The organism is Komagataeibacter intermedius TF2 (genome assembly GCF_000964425.1).
In the GTDB taxonomy this organism is placed as follows: Bacteria; Pseudomonadota; Alphaproteobacteria; order Acetobacterales; family Acetobacteraceae; genus Komagataeibacter; species Komagataeibacter intermedius.
This window is the reverse complement of the sequence record NZ_BANF01000027.1, coordinates 92,001-112,656: the sequence shown is the minus strand read 5'-3', so window position 1 is coordinate 112,656 and position 20,656 is coordinate 92,001. Positions and strand designations below refer to the sequence as shown.

Genomic DNA, 20,656 nt, shown 5'->3' with positions numbered 1-20,656 from the left:
TGGTGCGAGGGCAGACAGGACGACGCGGTTTCATGATCGGCTCGGGGCTGACCATGCTCGGATGGAGTAAGGCAGAGGCCCATTCCGCCGTCATACGGACAAAGGACGGGGCGCTGGAAGGTGTCTCTACCGCTGTTCCTGGTGTGACCGCATGGCTTGGCATTCCGTATGCCGAGCCACCTGTCGGCCCGCTCCGCTGGCGTCCTCCCCAGCCTGTCAGGGCATGGAAAGGGGTGCGCAGGGCCGATCATTTCGGTCATAGCCCGTATGCGCCATCCTCGCTCTCCGGTGATACGGACAGCGCCTTTACCCCTGCGGACATGAGCGAGGACTGCCTGACGCTGAATGTCTGGGCGCCCCCGCGTCGCGGGACGCTCCGTCCGGTCATGGTCTGGATTTATGGCGGCGCCTTCATCATGGGATCCAGTGCGGATCCGCATTATAATGGCGCGGCACTTGCGGCTGAGGACGTGGTTGTCGTCTCCCTGAACTACCGCGTTGGTATTCTGGGGTCTTTTGCCCATCCGGAACTGGCGCGGGAGTCCCCCCAGGGCGTCTCGGGCAATTATGGCCTGATGGACCAGATCGCCGCCCTGCGCTGGGTGCGTGACAATATTGAAGCCTTTGGTGGCGATCCGGACAATGTTACCATTTTTGGGCAGTCCGCCGGTGCATTCAGTGTGGCCTACCATCTGGTCATGCCCCAGTCACGCGGGCTGTTCCATCGCGCCATTGCCCAGAGCGGTGCGCCGCTGGGGCGGCCGGATTCCGAAATTCTCCTCGGACGACTGCCTGAAATGCAGCAGGCAGGCGCCGCTTTCGGTCGTCGGATCGGCCACCCCGATCTCGCCGGGCTACGTAGCCTGCCGCCAGAGATCCTGATCAGGGAATACGGGTTCAGCTGGCAGTTCTATCCCGTGATTGACGGTTTCCTTGTGCCTGAACATCCCTTTCGCATGCTGGCGGCCGGAAACTGCGCCCGGGTGCCGGTCATGGCCGGACATAATCATGATGAAGGCAGCCTGTTCCCGCCCATCGGCAATGGCACGGCCGCTGGCCTGGGCAAGGCTGTCCATCAGATATATGGCAATGAGGCGGGCAGGGTGCTGTCCCTGATGCAGGCGGAACCCGGGGCGACGCCCACAACAATGGGACGCGATGTATTCGGGGATCTGGTTTTCAACTGGAACAGTATTGTCCTGGCCATGATGATGGCCCGCGTCAGTACAAGCTATGCCTACCGTTTTGACTACAGATATGCGCTTCCGGCTGTATGGGGTGCGAAAAATGCCACCGCAGCGCCGCCGGGATATGCGTTTCATGGCGCGGAAATAGGCTTTGTGTTCAAGACCCAGCCAATATGGTCCGAACGCCAGCACGAACAGGAAGATCTCATGCGCAGGATGTCGGGCTACTGGCTGAATTTTGCACGAAACGGCAACCCGAACGGTGCGGGCCTGCCCCAGTGGCCACGTTACACGCCCGGACAGCGGCAACTGTTCCGGCTGGATGAGCGGCCCCCGGTGCTTGTGCCAATAGAAAATTACGAAAGGCTGGCACTTCTGGGAAAAGCCATGGAAAACCGCGTGCTGGAGCAGGGCTGACATGAATGCGGCAATAGACAGGCCCGTGGCCCGGCGGAACGTAAGATCCGCAATGCTGATCGCTTTCTGTTACGCAAGCATTGTGCTTTCAATGACCAGCGTTGGCATATTCGTGTCGTTTGTTGTCGAAATCGGGCGGGATCTGCATATATCGCGTGCGCAAGCCGGTATGGCGCTGTCGATCTATTCGATCCCGGCCGCTCTGGCCTGCATGCCGATCGGGCGGCTGATTGACCGTATCGGCATCCGGTACGGCATGGTCCTGGCCGGTATTCTGGCGGCATTGGGTAATATTTTCCTTGCTGGCGCCAGTGATCCCGAAATGCTGTATGGCGGCATGGCATTGGAAGGTACGGCCTTCGGCTGCATGGCGGTCGCCTGCCCCAGTGCCCTGGTTTCCTGGCTTGATGGAAATCTCCGTACGCGTGCGCTGTCTTTCTGGTCCACCTATGGACCGGTTGGCTATGCCTGTGGCCTGCTGCTGGCCGTGCCGTTTGCAACAGGCACCCACTGGCGCCAGTCATTTGCGTGGGACGGTGGTATTTTCTGTGTCCTGATCGTGCTGGCGTTCTGGCTTCCGGCACAATCCGCAATCGTGGAAGTCCGTAGCCTGCGTGCGGGCCTGAAACTTTTCCTGCTTGATCGTGCCGTGCCCCGTCTCGCCCTTGCCCTGGCGCTGCCCAATGCCGTGGCGTACGGGGTCAGTGTGGTCACGCCTTCCTATCTTGAACATCTGTACGGGCTGAGCCTGAAGGTATCGAACGGCGGCGTTGCGGGGGCCAAGATACTGGCTATGGTCTGTGGTGGTGTCCTGACGGGGTACCTTCTGATCCGCAAGGTGGATTTCCGGAACCTGTACCGCCTGCTGGTCGTGATGGGGATATTCGCGATCCTGGTGCTGTTTTTCCCGTATGGGACGTTCCCGATCGCCCTGCTGGGTCTGGTCATGTGGCTGCTTGCATTTGGGGGACTGGTCGGGTCAGCCACGGCACAGTTGCCATTACTGGTTACGTCCCCAGGGGATATTGGGCTCGCATCCGGTATCATCGGGCAGATAACGTCCTTTGTCTGCCTGCTTGCCCCACCTGTTTTTCTGGCCATTTCGCAGTGGAATATCCTGTGGGGGCTGGCGTCGGTCACGCTGCTTCTTGCCGCGTGGCTTGTTCCCGGAGGCCGGACAGGACTGGCCAGCCAGACCGGTATCGGAACCCATTCGCCAGACCGGACATCCCCAATTCTTCATGAGGAGAAGAGAACTTGAAAATTATCTCTATTACGGCGTTCCCATTTTCACTGCCCACGCGGCGTGACTTCCGCTGGGCTGGCATGCTGGGGGACCTGGGGAATTTTGTCGCGGTCCGGGTCGAAACGGAAAATGGCGTTGTCGGCTGGGGGGAAGCAACACCGCTTCCCGACTGGGGCGGGGATTTTGGCCGTCATGCTGGCGAGACGGTCAAAACCGTTATCGAAATGGTCCAGAACGTGCTGGGGCCGGCACTGATCGGGTCGGATGTTTCAGATGTGACGCGTGCGGCCCAGATCATGAACCATGTGGCGGTCGGGAACGTCTATGCCAAATGCGCCGTCAGTATCGCGCTGTATGACGCATGGGGCAAGGTGACAGGCCTGCCTGTGTACAGGCTGCTGGGCGGAAAGGTGCGTGATGGCGTGGCGGTCGCGCATATGGTGGGCCTGATGCCGCAGGCCGAGGCCGTGCAGGAAGCCGTCATGGCGGTGGAAGATGGTGTCGGCACCCTCCAGATCAAGGGGGGCGTGGATAGCGCGCGGGATATCTCGCTCATCACGGAACTGCGCAGGCTGCTGGGGGATGGCATCACGCTGCGCATGGATGCCAATCAGGGATATGGCCACGGCAAGAATGCGTCGCGTGTCGTAAGGCAGCTGACGGATGCCGGTGTGTCACTGGTGGAACAGCCGTCGCAGGGCCTGCGTTACATGTCGGAAGTCACGGCATCGTCGTCCGTGCCCATCGTGGCGGATGAAAGCTGCTGGGACATTCATGACGCCTACGATGTCGTCCGTGAACGGGCAGCCGACTGCTTCTCCATCTACCTTGCCAAGGCCGGCGGTTTTGGCGGGGCGTGCAAGGTGGCGGACTTTGCGGAATCACATCTCATGGCCTGTGACGTCAATGGTTCCATTGAGTCAGCGATCGGCACGGCGGCCAATGTGCATTTCGCGTTGGCGCGGCCGAGTGTTTCCCTGGCGGCGGTCATCGCGATCAGCGCGCCATCGGGCACCCATCCGTATCGTGTGGCCGGCCATTATTATGATGATGATGTCCTGGCGGAGCCAATGGCTGTTAAGGACGGGGCCCTCCTGCCGCCTGATGCGCCGGGGCTCGGAATCGTTGTTGATGAAGAAAAGCTTCAGTCTTTCCGGTCTGATAAATGAGCATGACGACTTATCGTATCGCGGCGGATATTGGCGGGACGTTCACCGATATCGCATGTCTTTCGGGCGACGGTATCCTGCTGACGGCCAAGGTGCCGTCCACGCCGCATGATTATAGCGAAGGCATCCTGAACGGTATTCGCCAGATTATTGAACGCGTGGACGTGCCGATGTCGCATTTCGCGAATCTGCTTCACGCATCGACAATCGCGACCAACACCATACTGGAAAGCAAGGGGGCGAAGACCGCGCTGGTTACGACCCGCGGTTTCCGGGACGTGCTGGAACTGCGGCGTATCCGCGTGCCGCGGCTGTATGAACCGCTGTACTGCAAGCCACCACCGCTGGCGCCCCGGCGCCTGCGCTTTGAAATTACCGAGCGCATGGACCCGAAAGGGCAGGTGCTTGCACCGCTGGATACTGCGGATGTGGACGCGCTGGCCGTCCGGCTGCGTGACCTGCAGGTTGAGGCGGTCGCGGTCTGCTTCCTGCACAGCTACGCGAACCCTGCGCATGAACAGGCTGTCCTGTCCCGGCTTCGCAACGTGCTGCCGGCAGGCTGCTTTGTCTGTACCAGCTACGACGTGCTGCCTGAAATGCGTGAATACGAACGCACCAGCACCACGGTCGTGAATGCCTATGTCGGCCCGGTGGTCCGCCGTTACCTGACAACGCTGGAATCCCGGCTGAAGGATGCGGGTTTTGACGGGCATGTCCTGATGATGCAGTCCAGCGGTGGCCTGCTGGATGTGGACAAGGTCGTGGCGAAACCGGCAACGGTCGTCGAAAGCGGCCCGGCGGCGGGCGTGGTTGGCGCCGCGCGGCTGGGGGCTGCTGCGGGGTATCGGGATCTGATTACCTTTGACATGGGCGGCACGACTGCCAAGGCGTCGCTGATTCAGGACGGCGGCCTGACCGTAACCGATGATTACGAAGTCGGCGGCGGGATTTCCATGTCCAGCGCACTGGCCAAGGGGGGCGGATATGCCCTCAAGCTGCCCATTATCGACGTATCCGAAGTTGGGGCAGGGGGCGGCAGTGTCGTCCGCCTGGATGCGGGCGGCGTGATCAAGATCGGCCCGGAAAGTGCCGGTGCCGTTCCCGGCCCCGCCTGTTATGACGCAGGCGGTGAAAAAGCCACGGTAACGGATGCCAATCTGGTGCTGGGATACCTTAATCCCGAAGCCCTTGCATCCGGCAGCGTATGCCTGAACAGGGCCCGTGGTGAAGAGGCGATCCGCCGCGCGGTATGCAGCCAGACCGATGTCAGCCTGCTGGACGCAGCCTATGGCATTCACTGCGTCGCGAATGCCGCGATGATGCGCGCCGTCAAGGGTGTCTCGACATATCGTGGGCGTAATCCGAAGGATTTCACCATGCTTGCGTTTGGCGGCAATGGCGGGATGCATGCCGCGGCGCTGGCGCGTGAACTCAATATGGGCCGGGTCATCGTGCCGCTGGGCGCGGGCGTATTCAGCGCGGTCGGACTGCTGTTCGCGGATTATGAATCCGGGCGCAGCCTTGCGCTGTCCGGTCTCCTGTCAGCAGAACAGGCAGATTGCCAGAAACTGAAGGGCGCACTGGAATCGCTTGAACGCGCCGTGATGGACGACATGCAGGCCAGGTCCGGCGTGCAGGTCCGCAGGACCGTCCACCTGCGTTATCACGGACAGGGGTCTGAACTGGGGATCGCGGTCGATACGTCGGATATTACGGCCGGGATCGTAAACCGGCTGATCGAGGATTTCGTGGCGGAGCATGTGCGCAGCTACGGATATTCCCACGAAAATACCCCCATCGAACTGGCCGCCATCCGCGTCGTGGCCGCAATCGCCCCCCGTGGAACCACAAAAATCCAGAGCCCAGGCCGTGCGGCGGAGAACGGATGCACGAGCGTGCGCATGGCCTATTTCGGCCCGCTGGGGGGGCTGGTGGAAACACCGGTCCTGCGGCGGGACATGCTGGATACGCAGCCCATGCAGGGGCCGCTGATCATTGAGGAATATGAAGGCACGACAGTTGTCCCGCCCGACTGCCGCGCATGGCTTGATGATTACAACAATATTGTAATCGAACTTGAAACGCGGGATGACTCCTGATGGCTGAATGTGATCTGGCTCTCCTCGAAATCATCAAGAATGGCTTTGAGGCCATTGCCGACGAAATGGCGATCATCCTCATGCGGACGGCCCATTCGCCAATCGTGCGCGACGCCATGGATTTTTCCACGGCGCTGTGTGACGCCAACGGGGAAAATATCGCCCAGGGCCTGACCACGCCGATGCATCTTGGCAGCTTCTATGATGCGATGAAGCATCTCATGAAGCAGTATGAGGGGGATATTGCCGATGGCGATGTCTTTATCGGCAATGACCCCTATCTTGCGTCGGGGCAGCATCTGCCGGACATTTATGTTGTCCGGCCCATTTTCTTTGAAGACGAACTGTGTGGATGGGCGGCAACAATTGCCCATCATGTCGATGTGGGCGGACTGGTTCCCGGCAGCAACTCGCTCAGTGCGACCAGCATCCATCAGGAGGGGCTGCGTCTGCCGTTCCTGAAGCTTTTCAGTGCAGGAACGCCGGATCGGGCCATCCATAGCATCATTGCCGCCAATGTCCGCACGCCCGACCTTGTGCTGCCCGACATTGCGGCCCAGTGCGCGGCGGTCGAAGCCGGGACGCGCAGCCTGCATGAAATGCTGCGCCGATATGGCAGGGAGCGCATAAAGCAGTACACCATTGCCCTGCATGATTATGCCGAGAAGCTTGCCCGTGCCGCCATCAGCGCCATAGCGGATGGATGTTACACTTTCGAAGACCATATCGACGGGCTGGGTGAGTGTCCCGAACCGGTTGTGTTCCGCCTCAGCCTGCAAATTTCCGGTGATGAGGTGGTGGCCGACTGGACCGGGACATCGGCCCAGGTTGCGGGGGGCATCAATGCACCGCTGTCCTTCTGCAAATCGAATGTGTATGCGGCCCTGCGTTCGGTCATGGGTGATGATGTGCCCAACTGCCATGGCTATACACGTCCGATCAGGGTCATCGCGCCGGAGGGGACCGTCCTGAACTGTACCTACCCCGCAGCCTGCGGCGGGCGTGGGATCACAGGCTACCGGATTGTGGACTGCATGTTCGGTGCGCTGGCGGACTGCCTGCCTGACCGTGTCGCCGCCGATGGCGCGGGTGGATCGACCCTGCCCAGCTTCAGTGGCCGCCAGCGGGGAAAAACATTCGTGTTTTCCGAATGCATCATGGGCGTATGGGGCGCCACCAGCCAGCATGACGGGCAGGAAGGGGTGCCGCATATGGCCTCCAACCAGGCCAATGTGCCCATTGAAATCATCGAAGCGGATTACCCGATCCGGATAGAGGAGTACGCCATCGCCCCCGATACTGCGGGCGCGGGGCGTTACCGGGGCGGGCTGGGGATTACCCGTGCCTACCGCATCCTGCATGATGACGTGTATTTCGGTGTCCGTTCGGACAAGGTGAAGTATCCGCCTTACGGGCTGTTCGGCGGCGGAACAGGGGCACCTGCGGTCAATATCCTGCAGGTGGACGGACATGAGCAGGTCCTGCCCGCGATGCCGACACAGCCCATCATCCTCAATACCGGCGATGTGTTCCATCATACCATGGCAGGGGGCGGGGGATATGGCCTGCCGCACGAGCGTGACCCACAGATGGTCCTTGATGACGTGCTGGACGAAAAGATCTCGATCCAGACAGCGGCACGGGATTACGGGGTGGTCATTACGCCGGACCATGTCATTGATGAAAACGAAACACGCAACCAGCGCCGGATTTTAAGCGGAGCGAAACAGTGACTTACCATACGGATGGACGGGTCTGTTCCGACCTGGACCCTTTTTCGGAAGAATTCCGCGCGGATCCCTATCGGCATTATGCGCAGTTGCGGGCGCTGGGCCCCATTGTGTGGCTGGAACGCTATGACATATGGGTTGTGCACCACTATGCGCAGGTCAAGGAAGTCCTGACCGACTGGAAGCGGTTTTCCAATGCGGGCGGCGGTGGCCTGACCAATTATTTCAAGGAACCGAACTGGCGCAAGCCAAGCATCATCCTTGAAGTCGATCCACCGGAACATGAACGCACGCGCCGTGTGCTGATGCGTCTTTTCACGCCGGGCGCGCTTCAGAAAATGCGCAAGGTTTTTCTGCAGGAAGCCAACACGCTGATGGACCGGGTGCTTGAAAACCGGGAAATCGAGGCGATTTCGCAGCTGGTGCAGCCCTTCCCCATGAAGGTCTTTCCCGACGCAGTGGGCATGCCCCCGCTGGACCGGGACATGATGCTTATTTACGGTGGTATGGTCTTCGGCGCCTTCGGGCCGCGTACGGCCTGGTATGACAGGCTGCTGGAACGTGCTGATGAAGTCAGTGCGTGGGTCGATGCCAGGTGCGAGCGGTCCGCCCTGACCGATGACGGGCTGGGCGCGGCCATCTATGCTGCGGCTGACCGCGGCGAAGTCACGCATGCGGAAGCCAAGCTGCTTGTGCGCTCCTTCCTCTCGGCGGGGGTGGATACGACCATTGATTCCATAGGCCTGTGCCTGCGCGCGCTGGCGGAACATCCCGAACAGTGGAAGATCCTGCAGGAAGATCCCACCCTGGCCCGTGCCGCGTTTGAAGAAGCAACGCGTTACGACAGTTCCTCCCAGAGCCTGTTCCGCACGACGACCGGGGCGTTCGAGTTCGAAGGCCAGAAGCTGGACAGGCACCAGAAGGTACTGGTGCTGATCGGCTCGGCCGGTCGCGACCCGGCTGTGTGGGAGGAACCCGACCGGTTCGATATCCGCCGCCGCATCACGCACCAGATCGGCTATGGCACCGGCATCCATGGCTGTGTCGCGCAGATGATGGCGCGTCTGGAAGGCGAGGTCTTTTTCCGCACGCTGGCGGAAAAGTTTGGCAGGCTGGACATGACACAGGACGCAACCCTGCGCCTGACGCCCGGACTGCGTGGCCTGCTCACGCTGCCCATGGCCATTGGTCCCAGATAAGGAGAACAGATAAAATGGGAACCGTAATCGTTGCTGGCGGTGCGACAGGTATCGGGCTGGCAAGCGTAAGGAAGTTTCGCGAACGCGGGGATAATGTCGTCCTTGTCGACCATCGTGAACAGGCGCAGGCCGTGGCGGATGAGCCGGGAAAGGGAGCCTGCATGTTCATGCAGCGCGACCTTGGCGCGCCAGGTGTGGCCAGGGAAGTGGTGGAGACCGCAGTCCGGCAGTTTGGCGGGCTTGATACCGTCCTGATTACCGCCGCCCTCATGCTGTCGGCAACATTGCCCGACTGGACCGAGGAGATGTGGGACCGTACGACGGACCTCAATCTCAAGATGCCGTTCTTCATGACGCAGGCAGCCGCACCCCATCTTGCGGCGTCCGATAACCCCAGCATCATCTTCACGTCCTCCACCGGGGCGATCAAGGGGCATGCAGGCATGTCCGCCTATCAGGCGACAAAGGCCGCCCTGCCGGGGCTGGCGCGTAGCCTGACTGCGGAACTTGGCCCCAGGGGCATCCGGATCAACTGCATCCTGCCAGGCTGGATCGACACGCCGTTCAATGATCCCTTCTGGACCTTCCAGCAGGATCCGCAGGGGCGGCGCAAGGAAATCGATGCGCAGATCCCGCTGGGCCGACACGGTGTGCCGGACGAGGTTTCATCCCTGATCCTGCTGCTGAGTTCGGAAGCAGGGCGGTACATAGCGGGTACGTCCATCGTCATCGATGGCGGTTACACGGCGGTATAAATGACAACAGGTTCGCACTGGCGGGTTGCCGATGGCTATTCGTCACCGGTCATGCCCGTCCTTTCAGGCTGTACGGGCGCGGTGTCCGCGGCCCATCCCCTGGCGGTGGCGGCGGGACAGGAAATACTGGGGCAGGGGGGATCGGCCGTGGATGCGGCCATCGCCGCGCAGGCCGTTCTCTGCGTGGTTTCCCCCGATGCATGTGGCATCGGGGGGGATCTGTTCGCGATTATCGATGACAGTCAGTCGGTAAAGGCCATAAGCGGTGCCGGGGCGGCCCCCGCATCCGGTCATGACTGCGCGATTGACGGGGCGAACAGCATCACGGTGCCGGGCCTGCCGGGCGCATGGTCCGTCATGCATGACAGGTGGGGCGTCCTGCCGCTGGAAGCGTGCCTGAAACGCGCCACGCTGATCGCGCAAAACGGGTTTGAGGTCTCCGCCTGTCTGGGCAGGACCCTTGCGGGGCATGATGAACGCCTGCGACAGAACGGATCTGCCGCGTGCCCATGGCGGCATGTGAAGGCAGGTGAAAAACATGTCCAGCCGCAACTGGCCGAAGTGCTGCGTGCTTTCGCCCGCACGGGGCCTGCGTGTTTCTATACAGGGGACATGGCCCGCGCCATTGTCAGCCGCGTCCGCGCGCTGGGCGGCGCACTTGACCTGAATGACATGGCCGTTCACCAGACAGGGCTGACCGATCCCCTGCAGGTCAACCATAATGGAGTGGACGTTTTTCTCCAGCCACCGCCGACGCAGGGCGTGCTGCTGGGAATGGTCCTGAACAATTTCGCGAATTTCCAGCCGGCCGATGATATTGCGGCGGAACACATTGCCGTTGAACTGACCGAAGCTTCCTTTGCCTGTCGCGACCGCGCGTTTGAAGGAATGGCGCTGCTGGATCAGCCGCTGGAGATTGACGTATCCCGCGCCGCAAACCGTGGTGGCCCGCGTGGGTACCTGCATACCGCGGGCGTCTGCGTGACCGATGCGCAGGGAATGGCGGTATCTTCCCTTGTCAGCGTGTTTGATGATTTCGGGTCGTGTGTTTTCGTTCCCGAACTGGGCATTTTCCTGAACAACAGGGCGGGCGGTTTTACACAGGGTGCCAATTCCTATGCACCGGGTAAAAGGCCGGTCCATACGCTGGCACCAGCCCTGTTGCGGACGGACCGTGGCACGCTTGCCATTGCGACGCCGGGGGCTGATGGGCAGGTCCAGACCCTTCTGCAGTTCATTGACCGTATCATCCGGCGCGGGGAAGACCTGGCAACTGCCATTGCCGCCCCCCGGTGGCGCAGTCAGGCGGGTAAACTGCTGATGGAACACAGGCATCCTGCCCGATCCGCCCTGGCCGGGATGGGGCATGTCATCGAACCGATGGCGGACGGGGCAATGTGTTTTGGCGCCATCGCCTGTGCCGGGGTGGACAGGGCAGGCATGCCTTATGCTGTAGGCGACTGGCGGCGAGAAAACTGGGCCGGGGTCATATGACCCCGCTGCGGCCCGGCGGATTTTCCGCAAACAGCCCCTTTCAGGCTGTTTGCGTATAACGTCGGCCAAAATCCCGGAGTGCTTCGGCAAAGCATCCCATGGGGGCCGTGGTCTGTCCCGCGCCGACCACGCCGCCCTGCCGATGGGCAATCGCCGTATCTATGACCGGGGTGATGCCGGTCTTCATGACCTTGCGTATGTCGATACCGGCGGGTGCGCCGATAAAGTCCATGGTCGTGATCTTGAACTCCTTCAGGGCGCCGACAGTAATCTGCTCCATCTTGTGCACGACGGACTGGGCATGGGCGAATGAGCCGTCCACAAACTGCTGCAGCACCGGGGCGGCCGCCTGCACATGACCACCAAGCCCGATGGTTTCCATGATGCTGCTGTCCCCGATATCGGGCACGGCATCCGCATCGGTCCATTCGGATGAGAAATAAAGCCCGTGGATGCGGTTGGCGGGCGCGGTATACCAGCGATCCCCCATGCCACTGATCTTTATGCCAAAATCAACGCCATTGCGGCACATGGCGGACACAACCGTACTATACTCGATCCCTCCCACGGCGTTGGCCATGGCCTTGGCCGCCGCCATGGAGACACACAGGGAGAACTGGTCATTGATTTTCAGGTAAGCCAGTATCTCGCGCAGTCTGCCATGATCCTTGCATGTATCATATAGCGCCATGATCAGGGCGTTCAGGATCACGCTGCTGCCGGCACTGTTGCGGTTATGGCATTCATCGCCCATTTCCAGCGCGCGGGCCATGACCGGCTTGACGGGAATGCCAGGGGTTGCGCGGACGGCGGCCGCAAGCGTGGGGCCAAAGACCTGTTCCAGCCATGTCCACCGCCTGCGGGCTTCGCGGTTGTAATCGGCCCGGTCCTGCAGCCCGGTCGCCGGTCCCTGGAACAGCTGGGAGTACCCCCAGCTGTCATGGACCGGGTCATGGACCACGGCAAGGGGGCTGGAGGCTGTCGTGATGCCCGCCATGCCCCCGACCGCGCCATATTCATGACAGGGCGCGACCGTAACGGCCCCGGAGGCGATCAGCGCCTCGGCAGCCTGTTCCGTTTCAGCCAGCCCTTCATGCAGGATTCCCTGTACCACGCCCATTTTCTGGGGCGGGCACATGCGGTTCCAGTCAATCGGTGGCCCCGCATGCAGGATGGTCGAACGGGTCATGCCCGGAAGTGCGTCAATGGCTGGCCTGACATCTACCCAGACCGGTTTTGCAAGGTGCAGCCGGGAAAATGCTTCCTGGTTGGCGGCTTCGATTTTTTCCTTCAGTGTCATGCCGACATGCCTTCCAGCTGCTGACCGAACGCCCTGAGCGCCTTTTCGAAACATTCCAGGGGGGCATGCACTTCGCCTGCGCCAATCAGGCCGCCATCCTTGTGGGTGATGGCGGTATCCAGCAGGGGAGTAATGCCGGTCCGGACAACCTTGCGGATGTCAATACCGATCGGGCCGGGCGTGAAATCCATGACCGGGATACGGACATCAGGATTGGTGCTGGCGCATATTTCCTGCATTTTGCGCGTATTGCCGATTGCGGAGTGGATGTTGCCCTGAACGAACTGGGTGACGGTAGGTGCGCAGGGCTGAATGAATCCGCCCAGTCCGACGGTTTCGGTAATGGCGCTGTCCCCCAGATCGGGTGCCGCGCAGTTATCATCCCATTCCGCACGGAAATAGAGCCCTTTCACCATCCGGGCGGGGGCCGTGAACCACGTATCGCCCAAGGCGCTGACCTTTATGCCGAAGTCCACCCCGTTGCGGGCCATGGCCGTGACAATCGTGCTGTACGGGATCCGTTCGGCTGGCACCAGCACCGCCTTGGCCGCCGCCATGATGGCGTGCAGGAGGAAATGTTCGGAATCCACCAGGAATTTCAGGGAAGTCCTGACATCCTCGCCCGGCATGTCCAGCGTCAGCAGTGAGGGGTAGAGTTCCCTCAGGAACAGAAGCGTCGCCGCAATGGAGCGGTTATGGCATTCGTCGCCCATCTCCACCGCGCGGGAGATGATCGCCTTGATGTCAATTGGCCCGGATGCCCGCAGCGCCTTCTGGAACACTGGCGCGAACACTTCGGCCTGCCATGACAGGTTTTTCAGGATGGCGTCGTCATAATACCCCCATTTCAGCAGGCGCAGGCCGCCCCCTTCCGAAATGCAGCTATAGGCGCGGTTGCCGAAGGTCGTGTTCTCGACCACCATCACGGGGGTGGAGGCGGAAATGATTCCTCCCCCAGCGCCGACGCATAGGTAGTCGTGACACGGCGCCACCTGGATTTCGCCTGAATCAAGCTTGCGCCATGCCTCTTCGGGGGATTGCGCCAGTCCTTCCCACAGGGCGGCGCCCGTGACGCCGTTGCGGTGGGGGCCACACATTTCCCGCCATGGAATGGCCGGACCGGAATGCAGAATGATGTTCTTCTGCATGCCCGGTACGATTTCCAGCGCCGGCCCGACGTCGACAAGCTGGGCCGTGCCGGTACGCATGATTTCAATCGTCCGGGCATTGGCCGTTTCGATGCGGGTCTTGATATCTACCATATCTGTTCTCCGTGGTCGCTGTCAGAGCAACGTATCAAGCAGGGCTGTCAGTTCTGCGTCATGCCTGACCGGGGGAAGCCAGCGGACCTGAACCACCTTGACGTCCTGCCGTTCCAGATTTTCGCCGATCAGTTCGATACCAATATTGGCGATATGAAGGGGGGCGCCGGAAAGCAGTGGATTGGGATTTTCAGACATTGATTGCCTCAACATAACGCTTTGCCAAAGTAACGGCCTCTGCATTGCTGCGTGTCACCATGACACCTGCCTGCTCAAGCTGTTCAACCTGGTCACTGTAGTTCTGGATATCATGCCTGGTCCCGCAGATGGTCACGATGACCGGCAGGCTACGTCCGTCCTGTCCGGCGATATTGCGCGCTGTGTGCAGGATTTCAGCCAGATTGCGCGCCGGGTTGTCCTGCGCGCCGTAGCCGATGACAAGATCAAGCAGCAGAAGTGCGACTTCGGGGTCCGCGGCTTCATGCAATATCCGCTGGTTCCGCAGGCCGGGATCGATCATGGGATGGGCACGGCCCTGCGTATAGGCGTCGTCCCCCATGTCGATCACGGTATGACCCTGGCTGGTAAATATATCCGTCAGGGCATGGCTGTCGTGCTTGAGGTTGGAATAGACCCCGCCCGGAATATCCCCCAGCAGGAGAAGCGCTTCATAACAGAGCGTCCCACCCGCATACAGGCCGCGGACATAGCGCTGAACAGGCGTTCTGGTGTCGAGCGCATTGCGGATGAAGTCGTCCCTGTCCGCCTGCGGGGCGCAGGGCAGGGTGGCTTCCGGTCTGACATGCCGCGCGGTTGCCAGTGCCGTTTCCGCCAGCGTCGCGCAGAATTCCGCGCCCGCTGCATCGGCAGGCGGGGTCGCGCCAAGGAAATTGAAAATGATCGGCTTGCCAATCCTGGCGGTGGTCGCAAAGACACGGTCCTGCGCGATGGCCGAAGGCGGCTTGGACGTCACGACAATAATGTCCGTCTGCGGGTCCTGCGCCATCAGTTCGAGGGCCTGGCACATTGTTGCCCCCCCGATATCCTGATGCAGGTCACGGCCACCCGTGCCGATGATGTGGCTTATGCCGACATCCATCCAGTCCAGCAGGCTGGATATTTCCTGTGCGCCAGTGCCGGACGCGGCCACGATCCCGACGGGACCACGTGCGACGGCGTTGGCGAAGCCGATGGCGGCGCCGTTGATGATCGCGGTGCCGCAGTCTGGCCCCATGAGCAGCCTGTTCTGTTTCAGGGCTGTTTGCTTGAGGCGCTTTTCATCTTCAATCGTGACGTTGTCACTGAATAGGAAGACATTCAGCCCCCGCTCCAGCGCCTGTTCCGCTTCGTCAGCGGCGAAGGAGCCAGGAACGGAAATGCAGGCGAAGTTGATGTCCGGATGCAGTGAAATCGCTTCATCCAGCGTGCCGGCCTGAACGGCATTCCCTGCATTTTCCATATTTTTCTGCAGCATATGGATTGCTGTCGCAATGGCGGCGTCGGCTTCTTCTTCCGTCTGGGCCGTCACCGCCACGATCAGGTCTTCGGGATTTGCATTCCGCGCCTGTTCGGAACAGAAACCCGTGGTGTCGAGTATTTTCCTGTTATTGGGGGTCGCCATCATGATCATGGCTTCAGACACGCCCGCTTCCTTGCGCAGAAGCTGGGAAAGGCGCATGAGCCTGACGGAATCATGGTATTCACGTGGACGAACAACTATGCGCGATGGCATTGGCCGCTGCTCCTTAGGGGGTTATGTTGGTATCGTGAAAAAGCGGGTAGGCGCCGATAGCGTCAAACCTGAACCCCGTCACGCTGTTCTTGTGGGACACGATGTTTGTATTGCAATGGACCGGAATGCACAGGGCGGCTTCCATGACTTCCATCTGGACCTGCTTGAAAATCGGAACGTAGTCTTCCGGTTTTATGCAGGTTTCCGCTGAATCAATCAGTTTATCGATGACGGTAAAATCCGAAGCGTCCCGCTTGCTCCAGCCATATCCGTTCTGGCCGCTCTGCCGTGAATGATAGACAAAACTGAGCAGCTGGGACGAACTGGCATATTTGCCCTGCGGGATCAGGTTATGGGCGCCATCCATGCCCGCCCTGATCCATGTCCGGGCATCACATAGTTCGACCCTGACCGCGATCCCGACTTTCGCAAGCTGTCTTTTCACATACGCGCCGATTTCAGGATAGAAATTGACGGGCAGGACATAAATGATGACGTCCAGCAGCCTGCCATCCTTGTGGCGGAACTGGTCCGGGCCGGTCAGCCATCCTTCCCCGTCCAGCAGGGTGCGGGCCTTTTCAATATCGTGGTGATACAGTTTTTCGACCCGGGGTTCATAACCAAGGGTATACTGGGACACAGGCCCGTAGGCGCGGGTAAATTCACCACTGAATATTTCCGTGACAAGGCTGTCTACATCCAGCGCATAGGAAATGGCCTGGCGGACATGGATATTATCGGTTGGCGCCCGTTTGGTATTCATCATCAGGCTGACCGGCACGCCACGTATGGGCCAGCAGGCGACGGACAGCCCCGGCTGGTTCCTCAGTGCCGCCGCATCGGCCGGATTGGCTGCGAAAATGGCGTCGACCTCGCCGGTCAGAAGGGCTTCGGTTCTTGCACCATCGTCAGGAATGAACTTGAAGACGATTTCATCCAGATGGGCAGGTCCCCTGTTTTCGACCAGTGCCGGCGCCCATGCATAATCGTCATTGCGTGTGATGACCAGGCAGTCCCCGGAATCCCAGCGTTCAAAACGGAACGGGCCGGTCCCGACAGGATGCCTGCAGAAATCAGGACCGAGCGCGCGAATGGAAGCCGGTGACACAGGGGCAAGCCAGCCCTGGCTCAGCGCATCCAGGAACAGGGCATAGGGCTGGTCCAGAATGATTTCCACCGTATGCGCGTCAAGAATGTTCGTCTGGCGGTAGGGACCCAGCAGGGCGCCGGCCAGCTGGGAGCGGTTGGCCGGGTCATGCGCCCGGTCAAGGCTTGCCTGCACGGCCTGCGCATCAAACGGCGTGCCGTCGTGGAACCGTACATCCCTGCGAAGGGAAAAAATATACCGGCACTGGTCGTCCGATATTGAAAAACTGTCCGCCAGACCGGGAAGATAATCACCTTCGACGGTCTTGTTGACGAGCGTATCGAAAACCCCGTTCGTCATCTGCAGTGCGAGTTCGGCCGCCCCGAGATGAGGGTCAATATTGGAGGGCTCGTAATGCACACCAATGCGCAGCCGCCGTGGAGAACCCGTCATCACATCATCCCACCATGATCACATTGAAAACTTATGTTCACAATAGACACGGTTTGCACCGGAGAAAGCAAGTGCATATTCGAAATGAATTTTCCGCAGGGGAATATTTTAATAAAGATTTCGTGGCAGGTGGACGCCGCTTCTCATATGGAATGTGGCATCCCCCGGTCGGATGGCGGAATATGCGTCGTCTAGATAATGGTTTTGCCGAATTCCGTGGCGACAGCCAGCATTGTCGGCAGCGCCCGTTCGATCAGTACGTCCTCGGGGACGATGCTGCTGAATGTAAACGTGTTGAACGAGGCGACAACATTGGCATTGTGATCAAATACCGGCACGGCAAGCGACCGGATGCCAACCTGCATTTCCTGATCCACCAGCGCAAACCCGGTTTTCTGCGTATCCGTCAGGTTCGCGCGCAGTCCCGCCATGGTCGTGATGGAATATTCCGACAGGGGCGCAAGCCTGATCCGCCTGAGGATCGCATCACGTTCGTCACCGGGCAGGAATGCAAGGATGCACCGCCCGGCGGATGCATAGGCCAGCGGGAAGCGCCTGCCGATCGTCAGCGCGGGGGAGGCGAATTCATCCGTATTGGCGGATGCGACATGCACGATGTCCAGTTCATCCCGGATGCCCAGGGCGACAGGAAACCCGGTCTGGTCGCGGATCATGTTCAGATAGGGCTGCGCCTTCTGCGCAAGCGGAATGGATGACAGAAAACTGTAGCCCAGATCCATGACTTTTGACGTCAGTCGGAAAAGACGCCCGGACTGGGTCACAAATCCCAGATGGCATAGCGTCAGAAGGTAGCGCCGCGCGCTGGCCCGGTCCATGCCGGTCCGTTCGGACACAACGGACAGCGTCATCTGTGCATGGTCCTTGTCGAAAGCCATCAGCACATTCAGACCATGCGCCAGGGACCCGACCAGTCCCCTGTTTTTTTTTATTTCTTCCGTAGAGTTCTGCACTGTCATGTCCGCATGGAATTAAAAGATCCATTCGTTAAAAAACAAATCCCCCCTTTATGCAAAGGGGAAGCGGCCCCACGGATCATGTGGCGCGGGCGGAAAACGGCGACCTCAGCCTGACGTTGTGCAGCCAATGGCGGCAGCACCCGCCCCGGCGCAGGCTTCATCCAGATCGGCGCTTGCCCCGCCCACGCCAATGGCGCCGATCAGCATGCCATCGCGGAACAGGGGAACCGCGCCTTTCGCATAAATCAGGTTGTTGCCCTCCATTTCCCGAATGCGCGACATGACAACGGATTCAGGTGGTATGACGCCGCTTTTGCACCGTGTTGCCGCAGATGTGGCCGCCTTTCCCTGGCTTCCGAAAATGCTGGCCCAGTTGGACTGGTCCATCCGTGCGAACGTGACAAGCCGTCCGCCCCCATCCATGACCGCAACGCATATTTCGATATCAAGCGCGCGGGCCCTGTCGATCGCGGCCTTCATCGCGGCCTGTGCATCTTCAAGCTGAATATTCATGTTTTCTGATCCATCCTTCAATCGGGTGCGCCGCCCATGGCGGACAGGGCGTCCAGTGGTATGGGGGGAAGGGCGGCAGGTGGCATATGCATGGCCTGCATTCCCCAGATAAAACCTGCAAGCGTATCTTCCCCCGAACTGAAGCCGGGCGCCATGACGTTTTTCAGTACCCCGGTCCGTGGCGCGTCATGCGATACGGGTTCCAGAAAGTCCCGCCATGTATCGCTGACATGACCGTGGGCCGCTGCATCAAGAAAGGCCAGGGACAATGACGTGGTCTGTCCGCGGGCCGCAGTCAGGATGGGCATGCAGGTCTGTATCGGGTCGGGTGCTGAAAACCAGACCGCGACCATAAATCCGCACAGGAAATCGTCCCCGCCGGGTGTCAGGCCCCGGCCCAGTCCGGCAAGCCTGCCGGCAGCCATGGCAATGTCGCGTGCATGTCCAGATGCAAGACCGGCGTGGAACAGCCGGGTAAGGGCGCGGGCTTCGGCCGATGGCGACGCAGGGGCAGATACCGATGGCAGGATGGCCGTGCGCCGGGGCAGGGGAGCGAGGTCACGCAGCACACCTTCCAGCCATGATGGTACCCGGGCCGGGGCCATGCGCGCCTTCAGCGCCGACTCATGTATCCGGGCCTGATGCAGATTGATCCGCAGGGCATCAATTTCGATGACACCGCCCCGCAGGCGCCCCCGCGCAGAACTGTTCAGGGGCAGGGTCCTGTGCCCGGGCAGCACGATGGATAGTGGCCCGATCCGGCCTCCACTCAGTGTAATGACCACAATGACCGGATCCCCGGCATGCGCGACAGCCAGATATATATAGCCGGTAAACCGGGCAAGGACGGTGACGGTACCCTCCATGCCCAGCAATCGTGACCGGATGAACGAACCTGCAATGACAGGTTTTATGTCTGGCACGGGATTTCAGTTCGCATCGGGCATGATCCACGTTCCCGCCTGCCGGGCGATGATCTTCTCGATTTCCGACAGGCAGCCAATCGCGGCGGGACGTCCGGTTTTCTGCACGAAATTGATGATCGCTTCGACTTTCGGCCCCATCGACCCCTTGGAAAACTCTTTCTGCTTCAGTTCTCCCGCAGTCAGTGATGTCAGGAGCTTCTGCTGTGGCGTGCCGTAGTTTTCGTATATGCCCGGAACATCCGTCGCGATGATGAACAGGTCAGCCGACAGGTGAACCGCAAGCAGGCTGGAGACGCGATCCTTGTCAATGACTGCATCAATGCCCTGCAGGCTGCCATCCGGGGTGGAAATGACAGGAATGCCTCCGCCGCCGCCACAGATGATGACCGCGCCATTGTCCAGCAGCCAGCGGATGGGCCGATGCCACAGAATTCGTAACGGGTGGGGGGATGCGATCACGCGCCGCCAGGACGGGCCATCCTTTTTGAAGGTCCATCCATACTGGTCGATTAATGCCTGCGCCTGCGCTTCATCAAAATGGGGACCGATATATTTGCTTGGACTGGTAAATTCCGGGTCGTCCGGGTCCACTTCAACACGTGTCAGCAATGTTGCCACGGGTACATCCCGACCCAGCACGTTGCCCAGTTCCTGTTCCAGGATATACCCGATCATGCCTTCGGTCGCAGCCCCCATGATATCGAACGGATAGGGCGGGGCCTGCCTGAATGCCTGTGACTGCATGGCCAGCAGGCCGACCTGTGGCCCGTTGCCATGGGTCAGGACAAGCTGGTGCCTGCGCGCAATGCCAGCCAGGGCGCATGCGGCCATTCGGGCATTTTCACGCTGGACGGATATGCTCAGGGGCTGCCCCCGCTGCATCAGCGCGTTACCCCCAAGGGCGATGACGGATTTCATTGCGGTTCCTTATGATGAGAAGCCCTCACGGATGTCACTGTGCGCACAAATGTTCTTAATGAGCAAATTATATTTCTGATATCGAAACGGATGCGCGCGGACATGTGCATGCTGTCCTGTGTCATCGCAACCGGTTCCATTATTTTCATGTAATGAAGTCGCCACGAAGCGTGGGACGTGGCGCCAGAAGTG

17 protein-coding genes are annotated in these 20,656 nt (G+C 60.4%); 8 read left to right on the top strand and 9 right to left on the bottom strand.

The annotated features are described in order from the left end of the window. Nucleotides 1-2 precede the first annotated feature (2 nt). Genes B7449_RS05060 through B7449_RS05025 form a run of 8 tightly spaced genes read left to right on the top strand, consistent with a single transcriptional unit; the run spans nucleotide 3 to nucleotide 11,296 of the window. A complete protein-coding gene (locus tag B7449_RS05060; RefSeq protein ID WP_148431316.1) occupies nucleotides 3-1,604 on the top strand; it encodes a carboxylesterase/lipase family protein in 1,602 nt (533 codons plus the stop codon). Nucleotide 1,605: 1 nt separating this feature from the next. After that, on the top strand, nucleotides 1,606-2,865 hold the full coding sequence (locus B7449_RS05055) for an MFS transporter (protein ID WP_082084766.1): 1,260 nt from the start codon (nucleotides 1,606-1,608) through the stop codon (nucleotides 2,863-2,865). Continuing rightward, nucleotides 2,862-4,019: a mandelate racemase/muconate lactonizing enzyme family protein gene (locus B7449_RS05050; protein ID WP_039734531.1), complete on the top strand. Its 1,158-nt coding sequence runs from the start codon at nucleotides 2,862-2,864 to the stop codon at nucleotides 4,017-4,019. The genes B7449_RS05055 and B7449_RS05050 overlap by 4 nt, the downstream gene beginning before the upstream one ends. Then, complete coding sequence (locus B7449_RS05045) at nucleotides 4,016-6,118, top strand: hydantoinase/oxoprolinase family protein (protein WP_039734530.1); 2,103 nt, start codon at nucleotides 4,016-4,018, stop codon at nucleotides 6,116-6,118. Before B7449_RS05050 ends, B7449_RS05045 begins: the two co-directional genes overlap by 4 nt. Then, a complete protein-coding gene (locus B7449_RS05040; RefSeq protein WP_039734529.1) occupies nucleotides 6,118-7,851 on the top strand; it encodes a hydantoinase B/oxoprolinase family protein in 1,734 nt (577 codons plus the stop codon). Before B7449_RS05045 ends, B7449_RS05040 begins: the two co-directional genes overlap by 1 nt. After that, a complete protein-coding gene (locus tag B7449_RS05035) occupies nucleotides 7,848-9,047 on the top strand; it encodes a cytochrome P450 (protein ID WP_039734528.1) in 1,200 nt (399 codons plus the stop codon). The genes B7449_RS05040 and B7449_RS05035 overlap by 4 nt, the downstream gene beginning before the upstream one ends. Before the next feature lie 14 nt (nucleotides 9,048-9,061). Then, the gene (locus B7449_RS05030) at nucleotides 9,062-9,802 is read left to right on the top strand and encodes an SDR family NAD(P)-dependent oxidoreductase (RefSeq protein WP_039734527.1); all 741 of its coding nucleotides are present in this window, start codon (nucleotides 9,062-9,064) and stop codon (nucleotides 9,800-9,802) included. Then, nucleotides 9,803-11,296 (top strand): gamma-glutamyltransferase family protein, encoded by a 1,494-nt coding sequence (locus tag B7449_RS05025; RefSeq protein ID WP_039734526.1) that lies wholly within the window; start codon nucleotides 9,803-9,805, stop codon nucleotides 11,294-11,296. 40 nt (nucleotides 11,297-11,336) lie between these two features. On the opposite strand, the gene B7449_RS05020 is transcribed toward B7449_RS05025, so the two are convergent. The 9 genes from B7449_RS05020 to B7449_RS04985 form a co-directional block, all read right to left on the bottom strand. After that, nucleotides 11,337-12,596, bottom strand: coding sequence for a YlbE family protein (locus B7449_RS05020; RefSeq protein WP_039734525.1), 1,260 nt, complete (start codon nucleotides 12,594-12,596; stop codon nucleotides 11,337-11,339). Then, entirely contained in the window at nucleotides 12,593-13,858 is a 1,266-nt protein-coding gene (locus B7449_RS05015) for a YlbE family protein (RefSeq protein ID WP_039734524.1), read from the bottom strand. The genes B7449_RS05020 and B7449_RS05015 overlap by 4 nt, the downstream gene beginning before the upstream one ends. A gap of 21 nt (nucleotides 13,859-13,879) precedes the next feature. Beyond that, nucleotides 13,880-14,056 carry a hypothetical protein gene (locus B7449_RS21235; protein WP_167335738.1) on the bottom strand — a complete coding sequence of 59 codons (177 nt, stop codon included), beginning with the start codon at nucleotides 14,054-14,056 and terminating at the stop codon, nucleotides 13,880-13,882. After that, entirely contained in the window at nucleotides 14,049-15,590 is a 1,542-nt protein-coding gene (gene fdrA, locus B7449_RS05010) for an acyl-CoA synthetase FdrA (protein ID WP_039734523.1), read from the bottom strand. The genes B7449_RS21235 and fdrA overlap by 8 nt, the downstream gene beginning before the upstream one ends. Before the next feature lie 13 nt (nucleotides 15,591-15,603). Continuing rightward, nucleotides 15,604-17,130 carry an ABC transporter substrate-binding protein gene (locus tag B7449_RS05005; protein WP_039734522.1) on the bottom strand — a complete coding sequence of 509 codons (1,527 nt, stop codon included), beginning with the start codon at nucleotides 17,128-17,130 and terminating at the stop codon, nucleotides 15,604-15,606. 191 nt (nucleotides 17,131-17,321) lie between these two features. After that, the gene (locus B7449_RS05000) at nucleotides 17,322-18,107 is read right to left on the bottom strand and encodes an IclR family transcriptional regulator domain-containing protein (RefSeq protein WP_039734521.1); all 786 of its coding nucleotides are present in this window, start codon (nucleotides 18,105-18,107) and stop codon (nucleotides 17,322-17,324) included. Between the two features lie 105 nt (nucleotides 18,108-18,212). After that, nucleotides 18,213-18,620: a heme-binding protein gene (locus tag B7449_RS04995; protein WP_039734520.1), complete on the bottom strand. Its 408-nt coding sequence runs from the start codon at nucleotides 18,618-18,620 to the stop codon at nucleotides 18,213-18,215. A gap of 17 nt (nucleotides 18,621-18,637) precedes the next feature. Beyond that, nucleotides 18,638-19,486 (bottom strand): oxamate carbamoyltransferase subunit AllH family protein, encoded by an 849-nt coding sequence (locus tag B7449_RS04990; protein ID WP_048883406.1) that lies wholly within the window; start codon nucleotides 19,484-19,486, stop codon nucleotides 18,638-18,640. Nucleotides 19,487-19,549: 63 nt separating this feature from the next. Next, entirely contained in the window at nucleotides 19,550-20,464 is a 915-nt protein-coding gene (locus tag B7449_RS04985; RefSeq protein WP_039734517.1) for a carbamate kinase, read from the bottom strand. Nucleotides 20,465-20,656: the final 192 nt, after the last annotated feature.

Bases quoted from the DNA above. Each gene is read 5' to 3' on its own strand.
- B7449_RS05055 (WP_082084766.1), top strand. From the start codon at position 1,606: ATGAATGCGGCAATAGACAGGCCCGTGGCCCGGCGGAACGTAAGATCC.
- B7449_RS05045 (WP_039734530.1), top strand. From the start codon at position 4,016: ATGAGCATGACGACTTATCGTATCGCGGCGGATATTGGCGGGACGTTC.
- B7449_RS05040 (WP_039734529.1), top strand. From the start codon at position 6,118: ATGGCTGAATGTGATCTGGCTCTCCTCGAAATCATCAAGAATGGCTTT.
- B7449_RS05030 (WP_039734527.1), top strand. From the start codon at position 9,062: ATGGGAACCGTAATCGTTGCTGGCGGTGCGACAGGTATCGGGCTGGCA.
- B7449_RS05025 (WP_039734526.1), top strand. From the start codon at position 9,803: ATGACAACAGGTTCGCACTGGCGGGTTGCCGATGGCTATTCGTCACCG.
- B7449_RS05020 (WP_039734525.1), bottom strand. From the start codon at position 12,596: ATGACACTGAAGGAAAAAATCGAAGCCGCCAACCAGGAAGCATTTTCC.
- B7449_RS05015 (WP_039734524.1), bottom strand. From the start codon at position 13,858: ATGGTAGATATCAAGACCCGCATCGAAACGGCCAATGCCCGGACGATT.
- B7449_RS21235 (WP_167335738.1), bottom strand. From the start codon at position 14,056: ATGTCTGAAAATCCCAATCCACTGCTTTCCGGCGCCCCCCTTCATATC.
- fdrA (WP_039734523.1), bottom strand. From the start codon at position 15,590: ATGCCATCGCGCATAGTTGTTCGTCCACGTGAATACCATGATTCCGTC.
- B7449_RS05005 (WP_039734522.1), bottom strand. From the start codon at position 17,130: ATGACGGGTTCTCCACGGCGGCTGCGCATTGGTGTGCATTACGAGCCC.
- B7449_RS05000 (WP_039734521.1), bottom strand. From the start codon at position 18,107: ATGACAGTGCAGAACTCTACGGAAGAAATAAAAAAAAACAGGGGACTG.
- B7449_RS04995 (WP_039734520.1), bottom strand. From the start codon at position 18,620: ATGAATATTCAGCTTGAAGATGCACAGGCCGCGATGAAGGCCGCGATC.
- B7449_RS04990 (WP_048883406.1), bottom strand. From the start codon at position 19,486: ATGGAGGGTACCGTCACCGTCCTTGCCCGGTTTACCGGCTATATATAT.
- B7449_RS04985 (WP_039734517.1), bottom strand. From the start codon at position 20,464: ATGAAATCCGTCATCGCCCTTGGGGGTAACGCGCTGATGCAGCGGGGG.